General features: G+C 62.4%; 10 protein-coding genes. 6 read left to right on the top strand and 4 right to left on the bottom strand.

The features are described from left to right. Positions 1–44: 44 nt before the first annotated feature. The 6 genes from ABIT12_RS04130 to rsmD all read left to right on the top strand — a co-directional run bounded on the left by ABIT12_RS04130 (position 45) and on the right by rsmD (position 9,044). Positions 45–1,022 (top strand): bifunctional riboflavin kinase/FAD synthetase, encoded by a 978-nt coding sequence (locus ABIT12_RS04130; RefSeq protein WP_348045705.1) that lies wholly within the window; start codon positions 45–47, stop codon positions 1,020–1,022. A gap of 800 nt (positions 1,023–1,822) precedes the next feature. Continuing rightward, complete coding sequence (ileS, locus tag ABIT12_RS04125; RefSeq protein ID WP_348045703.1) at positions 1,823–4,771, top strand: isoleucine--tRNA ligase; 2,949 nt, start codon at positions 1,823–1,825, stop codon at positions 4,769–4,771. Positions 4,772–4,955: 184 nt separating this feature from the next. After that, a complete protein-coding gene (lspA, locus tag ABIT12_RS04120) occupies positions 4,956–5,519 on the top strand; it encodes a signal peptidase II (RefSeq protein ID WP_348045701.1) in 564 nt (187 codons plus the stop codon). Positions 5,520–5,604: 85 nt separating this feature from the next. Next, entirely contained in the window at positions 5,605–6,300 is a 696-nt protein-coding gene (locus ABIT12_RS04115) for a hypothetical protein (protein ID WP_348045699.1), read from the top strand. A gap of 92 nt (positions 6,301–6,392) precedes the next feature. Beyond that, a complete protein-coding gene (locus ABIT12_RS04110; protein ID WP_348045697.1) occupies positions 6,393–8,471 on the top strand; it encodes a pseudouridine synthase in 2,079 nt (692 codons plus the stop codon). A 15-nt stretch (positions 8,472–8,486) separates the two neighbouring features. After that, a complete protein-coding gene (gene rsmD, locus ABIT12_RS04105) occupies positions 8,487–9,044 on the top strand; it encodes a 16S rRNA (guanine(966)-N(2))-methyltransferase RsmD (protein WP_348045695.1) in 558 nt (185 codons plus the stop codon). 102 nt (positions 9,045–9,146) lie between these two features. On the opposite strand, the gene ABIT12_RS04100 is transcribed toward rsmD, so the two are convergent. From ABIT12_RS04100 to aztA, 4 genes are read right to left on the bottom strand one after another with little or no spacing between them, the layout of a single operon-like run. After that, positions 9,147–9,593, bottom strand: a complete 447-nt coding sequence (locus ABIT12_RS04100) for a Fur family transcriptional regulator (protein ID WP_348045693.1) — start codon at positions 9,591–9,593, stop codon at positions 9,147–9,149. 9 nt (positions 9,594–9,602) lie between these two features. Next, on the bottom strand, positions 9,603–10,502 hold the full coding sequence (locus ABIT12_RS04095; RefSeq protein WP_407065584.1) for a metal ABC transporter substrate-binding protein: 900 nt from the start codon (positions 10,500–10,502) through the stop codon (positions 9,603–9,605). A gap of 17 nt (positions 10,503–10,519) precedes the next feature. Next, entirely contained in the window at positions 10,520–11,392 is an 873-nt protein-coding gene (gene aztB / locus ABIT12_RS04090; RefSeq protein WP_348045689.1) for a zinc ABC transporter permease AztB, read from the bottom strand. Further along, entirely contained in the window at positions 11,389–12,186 is a 798-nt protein-coding gene (aztA, locus tag ABIT12_RS04085) for a zinc ABC transporter ATP-binding protein AztA (protein WP_348045687.1), read from the bottom strand. Before aztA ends, aztB begins: the two co-directional genes overlap by 4 nt. Positions 12,187–12,604: the final 418 nt, after the last annotated feature.

Raw genomic sequence — 12,604 nt, 5'->3', positions numbered from 1 at the left:
TGCACTTTCGCCCCGCTTCGCGCCGCCACAGGAACCTGCCTCGCGTGACCGATTTCATCCGTCTTTCCGGCCTCGACACTGTCCCCGCCTCCATCAAGGGCGCGCTGGTCGCCATCGGCAATTTCGACGGCCTGCACCGGGGCCATCAGCACGTTCTGTCCATGCTCAAGCAGCGGGCCAAAGAACGTGGCGTCCCCGCGATCATCCTGACCTTCGAGCCGCATCCGCGCGATGTTTTCGCGCCCGAGCCCTTCATGTTCCGCCTCACCGATGGCGACGCCAAGGCCCGGCTGGCCCAGGCGCTGGGGCTCGATGGCATCGTCATCATGCCCTTCAACCGTGATTTCTCCCAGATCGAGGCCGAACATTTCGTCTCGCGCTTCCTGATCGATGCGCTGGCCGTTGATGGCGTCATCGTTGGGTCCGATTTCCACTTCGGCCGTGGCCGCCGTGGCACGCCCGATTTCCTCAAGGCCTCCGGCATCGCGCTGGGCTTTGGCGTCGAAACCCTCGATCTGATCGGCGAGGGGGTCGAGATCATCTCCTCCTCGCTGATCCGCGCCGCGCTCAATCAGGGCGATGTGGCCCGCGCCAATCACCTGCTCGGCTATCGCTGGTTCGTCGATGGTGTCGTCGTCAAAGGCGACCAGCGCGGCCGCGAACTCGGTTACCCCACGGCAAATCTATGCACGCCGCCGGGTTTTCATCTGGCTCAGGGCGTTTACGCTGTGCGGGTGCTGCTCGACGGTCGCCGCATCGATGGTGTCGCCGCCTATGGCAAGCCAATGTTCAACAACCAGCTGCCGCCGTTCGAAGCCCATCTGTTCGATTTTTCCGAAGACATTTACGGCAAGACCCTGTCGGTCGCGCTGGTCGACCATATCCGGGGTCAGGAAGTGTTCTCCGGCCTGCCCGACCTGATCGCCGCCATGGATCGCGACAGCGCCAAGGCCCGCGCCATGCTTGCCGACGCCAAGCCGATCAGCGACCTCGACGCCCGTCTCGGCTTCTTCGTCTCCTGAAGGCACCACCGCTCTTGCCTGGGTTGAGCAATTCACCGCTCGAATGGTTCCTCAGCTAAAGAGCTGATTTATCACAACAATATCTGCTTACAGGCCTGTGGCAACAGGTTCGTGGCGGCCCCTCGTTATCCTTTCCAGTTAGGCATCTTTCGATGGCGAACTGGAGCGACCTAAGCAGTTTTGCTAAGGTTTACAATAGGTTAACGAAACCGCTGAGCACCATCTACTGCGCCGCCAACGTGGCGCGGTCCGCTGTCGGCTTGTCAGTTTCAGCGACTGTCCATGCGTCAGTGGAGAGCACCGATGAAATCTGCATATTCCCTATCCAGCACTATGCGTGCTGGTCGATCCGCCATGCTTGGCGTTGCCCTTGTTGCCGGGCTTGCGCTGCCAACCGCCGTCATGGCCAAAACCCCCACGCACATAGTCAAGGTGGTCAAAGAGCATCCTAAGCACGGCTGGGCCCACGTTTTCGATTGCCTGGGCCTGCTGTTCACCAATCCCAAGGAACACGCCAAATACTGCCTGCCATATCGGGGCGTGGAGTTTTACGGCTCGCTGTCCACCCACGTGGATTACCCGGATCCGACCCCGCCGCCGCCCCCACCGCCTCCACCGCCCCCACCGCCTCCGCCTCCGCCTCCGCCTGAAACTTGATCGCCAACCCTGAAGGTCGCTGCCTGCCGCAGTGACCTTCAGCTGCTTGCCATCGGCCAGCGCGCGCCTAAATCAGTCTTTGCCCCGATCCGCCCGCCTTGCTACAAGGCGCGCAAATCCATTCCATCGATTGATTGCCCGCGATGACCCAGACCTCTGCCGCGACCGAAACCGATTATTCGGCCACCCTGTTCCTGCCGCAGACTGAATTTCCCATGCGCGCCGGCCTGCCGGACCGTGAACCCGGCTGGCTCGCCCGTTGGGAAGAAATGGATATTTACCGCCGCCAGCGCGAACAGGCCAAGGATCGGCCCAAGTTCACCCTGCATGATGGCCCCCCCTACGCCAATGGCAATATCCATATCGGCCACGCGCTCAACAAGACGCTGAAGGATCTCGTGTCCCGCTCGATGCAGATGCTGGGCTACAACTCGGCCTATGTGCCGGGCTGGGATTGCCATGGCCTGCCCATCGAATGGAAGATCGAGGAACAATACCGCGCCAAGGGCCAGGACAAGAACACCGTCCCGGTCAACGAATTCCGCCAGGAGTGCCGCACCTTTGCTACCCATTGGGTCGATGTGCAGCGCCAGGAATTCAAGCGCCTCGGCATCCTCGGCGATTGGGAAAACCCCTATTTGACGATGAGCTTTGACGCCGAAGCCCAGATCGCCCGCGAACTGATGAAAGTCGCCGCCAGCGGCCAGCTTTATCGCGGCTCCAAGCCGGTGATGTGGTCCGTCGTCGAACGCACCGCGCTTGCCGAAGCCGAAATCGAATATGCGGACTATGAGAGCGACACCATCTGGGTGAAGTTTCCGGTTAGCCGGCTTGGCGACGTCGAACCCGCGGCGGGCAGCAAGGTCGTTCGGCCCTACATTGTGATCTGGACCACTACTCCGTGGACTATCCCGGCGAACCGGGCAATCTCGTTTTCCAGCAAGATTGCCTATAGCCTCTATCGCGTCACCGCAGCCGCGGATGGCAATTGGGCCTCCGTCGGCGACCAGTACATCTTGGCCGATAAGCTGGCCGCCGAGGTCATGCTGAAGGCCAAGGTCGAAGGCTACGAGCGAGTCTTTGGCGTTAGCGCCAGCATGCTTGCCGCAACGCTGGCCGAGCACCCCCTGCGCGGCCTAGCCGACGGCTACAACTTCGCCGTCCCGCTCCTCGACGGCGACCACGTCACCGATGATACCGGCACCGGCTTCGTTCACACCGCGCCGGGCCATGGTCTTGACGACTTTGAAATCTGGATGAACTTGGGCCGCTTGCTCACTGAGCGCGGCATCGACACCAAAATCCCCTATGCCGTCGGCGACGATGGTTTCTACACACCCGAAGCGCCCGGCTTCGATGGCGCACGCGTCATCGATGATAGCGGTAAGAAGGGTGATGCGAATGCCCGCGTTATCGCGGCGCTAGCAGAAAGGGGCATGATGTTAGCGCGCGGGCGCGTCAAGCATCAGTACCCGCACTCCTGGCGTTCCAAGAAGCCGGTGATCTTCCGCAATACCCCGCAATGGTTCGTTTACATGGACCGCGACATCGCGGGCAAACCCGGAGACACCTTGCGCCACCGGGCTCTTAACGCCATCGACGCCACCAAATTCTACCCCGCCGCCGGGCAAAACCGCCTGCGCGCCATGATCGCTGACCGCCCCGATTGGGTGCTGTCGCGCCAGCGCGCCTGGGGTGTGCCCATCTCGGTCTTCGTCAAGAAGGGCACCAACGATATCCTGCGCGACGACACCGTCGATCACCGCATCGCCTCGGCCTTCGAAGTCGAAGGCGCCGATGCCTGGTTCGCCGAAGGCGCCAAGGCCCGGTTTCTGGGGGAAAAATACAATCCCGACGACTACGACATGGTCCGCGACATCCTCGATGTCTGGTTCGATAGCGGCTCGACCCATGCCTTCGTGCTGGAAAACAAGCAGAAATGGCCGGACCTGAAATGGCCCGCTTCGCTTTATCTCGAAGGCTCGGACCAGCATCGCGGCTGGTTCCACTCGTCCTTGCTCGAAAGCGCCGCCACCCGTGGCCGCGCGCCCTACGATGCGGTGCTCACCCATGGTTTCACCATGGATGGCGACGGCAAGAAGATGAGCAAGTCGCTGGGCAATACCGTTGCCCCGCAGGACATCATCAAGCAATACGGCGCCGATATCCTGCGCCTCTGGGTCGCCTCGGCCGATTATTCCGAAGACCTGCGTCTGGGCAAGGAAATAGTCCAGACCACCGTCGATAGCTACCGCAAGCTGCGCAATACCCTGCGCTGGCTGCTCGGCAATATCGCCCACTACGATCCCAAGGACGAGGTGGCATTTTCGGACATGCCCGAACTCGAACGCCTGATGCTGCATCGTTTGGCCCAGCTCGATGCCCAGGTGCGCGAAGCCTATGAGGAATTCGACTACAAGCGTATCGTCTCCACCCTGTCGAATTTCATGAACATCGAACTCTCGGCGTTCTATTTCGATATCCGCAAGGACGCGCTCTATTGCGATCCGATCAGCTCGATCAAGCGCAAGGCCGCGCTGACGGTCCTCAATCACCTGTTCGATTGCCTCACCGCGTGGCTGGCGCCCATCCTGGTGTTCACCATGGAAGAAGTCTGGCTCGAACGGCACCCGGGCAAGGATTCGTCCGTCCACTTGCGCCTGTTTCCGGTTGTGCCAAAGGAATGGCTTAACGAGGCTCTTGCCGAGAAATGGGCAAAGATCCGCACCGTCCGTCGCGTCGTCACCGGCGCGCTCGAAGTCGAACGCCGCGAAAAGCGCATCGGCTCCTCGCTCGAAGCTGCGCCCAAGGTGTTCATCAGCGACGAAGACCTGCTGACTGCCTTGGCCGGCGAAGACCTCGCCGAAATCGCCATCACCTCGTCCATCGAAATCGGCAGTGCGGAAGGCCCCGACGATGCCTTCCGCCTCGATGACGTCGCCGGTATCTCGGTGATCTCCGCCCTTGCCAAGGGCACCCGCTGCGCCCGCTCGTGGAAAATCCTGCCCGAAGTGGGCACCGACAAGGACTACCCGGACGTTACCCTGCGCGACGCCCAGGCCCTGCGCGAACGCGCTGCGGCGGGGCTGTGATCGTGGCTACGGCCAACTCACTTCCTTCCCCTCGCCCCTTGAGGGAGAGGGTGGATCGCGCGCAGCGCGAGACGGGTGAGGGGTTGGCTCAGTCGGCACCGACGAAACAACCATCGCTGACCCCTCATCCGCCCCTGCGGGGCACCTCCTCCCTCAAGGGGAGAAGGAAAGGCGGTGCTCGGCCATGAACCTCAAAACCCTCCCCTCCATTTATTATTCCCTCGTCGCCGGCGTCCTCGCCTTCGGCATCGACCGCGCGCAAAAGGGCTATCATATAGCCGCCGAGTGCCTGACGCCGGGCGTCTCTACCTGCGCCGCCCAATACAGCTATGTCCCGGTCACCATGACCAACTGGCGCGGCGGCGAAATTGTCCGCGTCACCGATTTTTTTGATTACGTCCTCACCTGGAACACCGGCATTTCCTACGGCCTGTTCGATAGCCTGCCGGTCTGGGCGCTGGGCGCGGTGATTATCCTCGCCATTCTCGCGCTATCCTTCTGGTGGGTGCGGGCCGATAGCGCCCTGATCCGTATCGGTCTGGCGCTGTGCATTGGCGGCGCGCTGTCCAATGCGCTGGATCGCTGGCTCTATGGCGCTGTCGCCGATTTCTTTTATTTCCACATCGGCGATCGCGGATTTTACATTTTCAACCTCGCCGATGCCGCCATCACGCTGGGGGTGATCCTGCTGATCCTTGATCTGCTGGGGCTGGGTCGCCCCAGAAAAGCCAGCGTTTCAGCGTCGTAAATCAGTGGTGAACGCATTGCTGCCAGAATCTGGCCTTAGGCGGCACAATGCGCTATAAGCGCGGCCGAACCATAAGGGACGTTTCATGCGTATTGGATTGACCGGGCAGTCTGCTCTTTCGGCCGTCACCCGGACCGGGCTTGTTGCGCTCACTTTGCTGATCACCGGCGTGCTCGCCGCCTGCACCACCGTCGAAGGCACCAATGCCTTGACCGATCCAGGCACGTTCGAGCGTGAAGTGATGACGCCAACCGCCCAGGGCTTCGGCCTTGTCGGCAAGGGTCCAGGCAAGGAAGAGCCCAAGACGCCGCGTGCGCCGCTGGCTTGGCCGCGCAATGGGACGCAACTGCCAGCCCCGACCACGTCAGTCGCCAGCGCGCTGCCGGTCGATAGCGACAGCGTGCAGATTGACACCACCAACCTGACCGAAGCCGATATGACCCGCCTGCGCAACGCGCGCGTCGTCGATCTGCGCACGCTGTCCGGCCGTCCGCTGACCGAAGCCGAAACCCGCCAGCTGACCGCAGGCATGCGCGCCGCCAATATGGACATCAAGGCCGGCGGGGCGCGTCCGCTGTATCTGCCGCCAGAAGATTACTTCGTCGATGTTGGCGGCCGTGACGCGATCTGTAAGGCCAAGGATGGCTCGCTCGTGCCGATCAACAGCAATCAGTGCCCGGCGGAAATCCGCGAGGCGCTCAAGAACAATCCGTCGCTGACCACCGGCATCATCAGTACCGATCTGAACAAGACCAATACGCGCCTCAACAACGTTCAGTAATTAGCCTTCCTATCTCTGCGCTTCGCCACCAGGCGGAGCGAACTTTTCCGCGCCGCCCCTTTGGGTCCCGCATGTCATGAAGGCTAAAATCGATGAGTGAAACTCCGGCAGCAGGCGATCGCCTGGCCAAGGTCATTGCCCGTTCGGGTCTATGTTCCCGGCGCGACGCGGAGGCCTGGATCGTTGCCGGGCGCGTCCTGGTCAACGGTAAGAAAGTCCTGACCCCCGCCTTCAACGTCACCGACCGCGACAAGGTCATGGTCGATGATGCCCCGCTCGCTGCTCGCCAGGGCACCCGCGTCTGGCTCTATCACAAGCCCGCTGGCCTCGTTGTCACCGAAAAAGACCCCGAAGGCCGCGACACCATTTTCGAGCATCTGCAGACCCATGGCCTGCCGCGCGTCGTCACCGTCGGGCGCCTCGATATCAATACCGAAGGCCTGCTGCTGCTCACCAATGATGGCGGCCTCAAGCGCGTGCTCGAACTGCCCGCCACTGGCTGGCTGCGCCGCTATCGCGTCCGTGCCCATGGTTCGGTCACCCAGGCTGCGCTCGATGGCCTCAAGAACGGCATCGAGATCGAGGGCGTCCGCTATGGCAATATCGAAGCCGCGCTCGAGCGCGAGCAGGGCGCCAATGTCTGGCTGACCATGGCCCTGCGCGAAGGCAAGAACCGCGAAGTCAAGAACGTGCTCGGCGCGCTCGGCCTCGAAGTGAACCGCCTGATCCGCGTTAGCTTCGGCCCGTTCCAGCTCGGCGATATCCCGATTGGCGGCATCGAAACCGTCAAGGCGTCCATGCTGCGCGAACAGCTGGGCAAGCGTCTGGCCGAAGAAGCCGATGTGGATTTCGAAAGCGCCATGCCGGTCACCAAGGACGATCTGGTCGGCACCCCGATGCGCGAACGTCTGACCGGTCGCGGCACCAACACCATTGAAATCGCCAAGCAGCGTTTCCGCTTCACCGATGCTGCCGAAAAGACCGAAAAGGAAATCCGCGAGGAAAAGCCGCGTCAGGATCGTCCCGGTCGAGTCAGCCAGGAGCGCAGTTTTGCGCCCAAGCGCTTTGACGAGCGTGACGAAGGCGAAATGGCGCCACCCCGCAAGATCATTTTTGACGACGGCCGTGAAGAAGAATTCGTGGCAAAGACTTATGGCAAGAAGCCCGGCAAAGACGACGCCGGCGGCAAATTCGGCAAAGGCGCTCCCAAGGGCGACCGTCCAACCGGCAAATCCTTCGGCGATCGCCCGGGCGGCAAGAGCTTCGGTGATAAACCGCGTGGCGATGGCCCGCGCAAATCCTTCGATGACAAGCCACGCGGACCGCGCCGCGACGATGCAGCGGGCGCTGATCGTCCCAAGCGCTCGTTCGCCGACAAGCCCCGTGGGGATCGTCCTGCGGGCGATAAGCCGTTCGGCGCCAAGTCCTTTGGTCCCAAGCCGTTCGGTGCCAAGCCTTTCGGCGCAAAATCATTCGGGGATCGCGCCCGCCCCGCTGGTGCGCCCTCCGGCAATCGCAGCGAACGCCCGGCTCGCCCCGATTTTGCCGAGCGGCCCAAGCGCGATTTCGGTGATCGTCCGCAGCGTAATACCCGGCCGGATAGCGAACGTCCGCGCAGCTTTGCGCCGCGTACCCGCCCCGAAGGCGAGCGCCAGAGCTTTGCCCCACGCACCCGTCCGGAAGGCGATCGTGGCGATCGTCCACAGCGCGATTACACACCGCGGACTCGTCCTGAAAACGAACGCTTCCAGTCACCCACGCCGGTCGCCGGTCGTCCCGGCCGCAATTTCTCCGAGAAGCCGAAATCCTTCCGGCCCGATGGCGGCCGTCCCGCCCGCAGCTTCGGCGATAAGCCGCAGGGTGATCGTCCACCGCGCGATTTTGCGCCGCGCACCCGCCCCGAGGGCGAACGCCAGCGCCCCAAGCGCGATGAGCTGGGCCTGGAAAGCAAAACCTACGGCAAGCCCAAGACCCGCCCGGATGGCAAGCCGCACGCCAAGCGCGATGGTGCCGCTCCCGCGCGTGGCCCCAAGCCCGGCGGTTACGGCAAACCCGGCGGCCGCCCCACCGGTGGCGCTGGTCGTCCGACCGGTGCGGGTCGTCCAACTGGCGCAGGCCGCCCATCGGGCGGTGCAGGTCGTCCCGCGGGTCCGCGTCGTCCTAAGCCATAAGGGCAACATCGCCCGATGCGTATCATCGCCGGTAAATTTCGCGGCAAGACCCTGATCTCGCCGTCCGACCTGTCGATCCGCCCCACGGCGGATCGGGTGCGCGAGAACATGTTCAACATCCTGGCCAGCCGCCTCGGCCCCAGCTTTGATGGCCTGCGGGTGCTTGACCTGTTCGCCGGCACTGGCGCGCTTGGCCTCGAGGCCCTATCGCGCGGCGCCGCCCATGTCACCTTCGTCGATACCGGCGCCGAAGCGCGGGGCATTGTCCGCGATCATATCGATGCCTTCGGGGCAGGGGGCGTCACCAAGCTCCTGCGTCGCGACGCCACCGACCTGGGCCCGCCCGGCTCGATGAAGCCGTTCGATCTGGTGTTCCTTGATCCACCCTATGGCCAGGGCCTGGGCGAACTTGCCCTCGCCAATATCGCCAAAACCGGCTGGGTCGCCCCCGGCGCCACGCTGGTCTTCGAGGACAGCGTCGACGCGGCAATCACTCTGCCGCCCGGTTACACAATGGACGACCGCCGTGAATACGGTGCCGCCGCGATACATTTCCTGAGTTTTGCCGCTTAACGCGGCAACTGCCGCACACTCGATCTGTTCCCTCCCCCTTGAGGGAGGGATTAGGGGAGGGGTTCTGCGCCCGCAGCCGGCGCAGGTTCCAGGAGTTGCAGCCTAACCCGCCACACACACCGCGCATTTGCCGCGGATTTCCATCGTCGTCCGCTCGGCCACAAATCCGGTCCCGGCCGCCCATGCGCCCAGCCGGTCCTCAATGACGCTGTCGGCGAACTCATCGACTTTGCCGCAGCCGTCGCAGATCGCAAAGGCAATCAGGCCGCTCCGGTGGCAATGCTCGTCTGCGCAGGCCACGAAGGCATTCAGCGATTCCAGCCGATGCGCCAGTCCGCGCTCGACCAGCTTGTCGAGCGCGCGATACACTTGCAGCGGTGCCTTGATGCCATTCTCCCGCAACCGGTCCAGGATGTCATAGGCCGAAAGCGGCGCTTCCGAATGCGCTAGCGCTCCCAGCACCAGACCCTGGTTCTTGGTCAAATCATCGGCCCAAACATGGTCGTGGCCGCTGTGATCGTGGTCGTGACCATCCTGGGAGTGGCTCATTGCAGTCTCCTATTTTCCCGCCATGGCTGGCACCAGCAGCGCGATATTGTGCGCAAACATTTCCAGATACGTCGCGGCACCCTGATCGGGTTCGGACAGCGCATCGGCATACAGCTCGCCACCCACCGTAACACCAGTCTCCTTGGCAATCTGCTCGATCAGCCGCCCGTCGCTCATATTCTCGATGAACAGCGCCGTTACCCCATCGGCGCGGATCTGCTCGATCAGCTTGCCGACATCGGCAGCGGATGCCTCGCTATCGGTTGAAATCCCCTCCGGCGCCAGAAATTGCACGCCATACTCCTCGCCAAAATATCCGAACGCATCATGAGTCGTAATCACCTTGCGCTTGGCCTCCGGCACCGCCGCAATATCGGCAATCACCTGCTCATCCAGCGCCGTGATCTGTGCCGAATAGGTCGCCGCATTGGCCTCATAGGTCGAACACCCCTCACCATCCGCCGCGCACAGCCCAGCCGCCACGTTCTTCACATAGAGCAATCCGTTTTTCAGGCTCTGCCACGCATGCGGATCGGTCACGGTTTTCCCATCATCCACCATGGTGTGGGATTTGACGCCGACACTGGCCACCACTACCGGGCCGGCAAACCCGGTCGATTCTACAAACCGGTCGAGCCAGCCTTCAAACCCCAGCCCATTGACGAAAAATACCTTGGCCTTGCTCACCGCTACGGCGTCGGACGGTTTTGGCTCATACACATGTGTATCGGCGTTTGGCCCGACAATGGTGGTCACTGCCACTCGGTCGCCACCCACCTTGGCCACGATATCGCCCAGGATCGAAAAGCTGGCGACGACTGGCAGCTGCGCCGCAAACCCCGGTGTTGCCGCCATCGACCCCAAAAAAACGGCAAGCAAAGTCGATTTCAGAAGTGTCATCTGAAGCATCCCTGGTTGGAAGAGTGTCAGGCCACGCGATGGCGCGGAGAGGTGACGCGGGTAAAAACCACCCCGCGCCGTCCGAAAAACAACGACGTCACGTAAATCGCGCCTGCCACCAGAATGATCGCCGGACCCGACGCCACACTCAGATGGTAGGAAATCAGCAGGCCGAAATAGCTCGATATCGCCCCGAACAGCACCGCCAGTGCGCACATGCCCTCCAGGCTGCGCACCCAGAACCGCGCCGCCGCCGCCGGCAGCATCATCAGGCCCACAGCAAGCAAGGTGCCCAGCGCCTGAAATCCACCAACCAGGTTCAGCACCACCAGCGCCAGAAACATCAGGTGTACCGCTTGCCCGGCCTTGCTGACACTGCGCAGAAATGTCGGATCAAGACATTCGGCAAACAGCGGTCGCCATAGCAGTGCCAGCCCGAACAGGCTGATCGTGGCAATCGCCCCGATCATCACCAGCGCATCATTGTTCAGCGCCAGAACCGTGCCGAACAGCACGTGCATCAGGTCAACATTAGAGCCCTTTAGGCTAACCAACATCACGCCAAGTGCTAACGAAATCAGGTAAAATGCTGCCAGCGACGTATCCTCGCGCTGGATGGTGAAGCGCGACACCAATCCGGCCAGCAGCGCCACGATCAACCCGGCGGCAAACCCGCCAATAGTCATCGGCAAGATGGCGAGGCCCGAAACCAGAAATCCCGCTGCCGCCCCGGGCAGTATCGCATGCGCCATGGCATCGCCGGTCAGGCTCATCCGCCGCAGCATCAAGAACACGCCCACCGGCCCCGCGCTCAGCGACAGGATCATCGCCCCGCCCAAGGCCCGGTTCATGAAGCCAAACTGCACGAATGGCTCGATCAGGAATTGATACAAGCTCATGCCGCATCTCCACGATGGTGGTGATGCCCATGATGATGGTGATCGCCGTGAACATGGTCCTCGCCGATGTCGTGCCAGGGCGCATTGGCGTCCCAGGCCTCGGTCATCTGCCGCGCTTTCAGCAGGTTCTCCGGCCGCAGCGTCGTCGCCGTATCGCCCCAGGCAATCGGCTCACGCGCCAGCAGCAGCGTTTGCGGAAATACCCGCCGCACCATTTCTACGTCATGCAGCACCGCAATCACCGTGCGCTGCTCGCCATGCCAGCGCTGTACCAGCGCAATGAGGTCGGCCACGGTCTTTTCGTCGATGGCGGTGAATGGCTCGTCGAGCAGGATGATCGGCGCGTCCTGCAACAGCACCCGCGCAAACAGCGCCCGCTGCAATTGCCCGCCCGATAGCGTATCGATTGGCCGCCGTTCAAATCCCGCCAGCCCCACTGCCTGCAAGGCCTGGTCCAGCGCCTTCCGGTCCACCCCGCGCAAGGCGGCAAACGGTCCACGCTGCTTCCAGAATCCCAGCGATACCAGTTCGGAAACCGTCGCCGGAAAACTCCGGTCGATCTCGGCGCTCTGCGGCAGGTAGGCAATATCGCGCACGCCAAACCCGGCATGCTCGATCGCCCCGCCCAATGGCTTGAGCACCCCGGTAATGCCCTTGAGCAGGGTGGATTTACCCGAGCCATTCGGCCCGACAATCGCCGTCAGCGACCCGGCATCAAACCGCCCATGCAAATGGTGTACCGCCGGATGCCCGTCATAGCCCAGCGTCAGGTCATTGATCGAAATCGCCGCCATCAATGCACCAGCGCCCAGATCACCAGCCAGATCAGCGCCACCGGCACCAGCACCAACCCAATCCGCGCCCCGGCACCAATCTGCGCCAGGCTGAAATTTTGTAACCGCATGTCGATCAACTCAAATGTAATAATGTTACGTGTAACTGTATTACATTTAGGGAGTCAAGCGGGATCGCGGCGCGGTGTGGCCGAACGTCGTGGCCCTTCAACCCCACCCTTGATCCCTCCCCACAAGGGGGAGGGTGTCGACTGCGGGTTTTCCGCGGGCACCCAATGCAGCAGTCAGGTCTCCCTCCCCCTTGTGGGGGACTGTTCACTTTGGACTCAGTTTGAGATTTCGGTTGAAGAACAGGGCAAGTGTCACGTCGAGCATCTGAAGTGTTTTGGAGGCGCGTTTGGATCGGCGGGTGAACCGG

This window comes from Devosia sp. (assembly GCF_039927955.1).
GTDB lineage: Bacteria > Pseudomonadota > Alphaproteobacteria > Rhizobiales > Devosiaceae > Devosia.
This window is presented reverse-complemented; position numbering and strand designations above follow the sequence as displayed.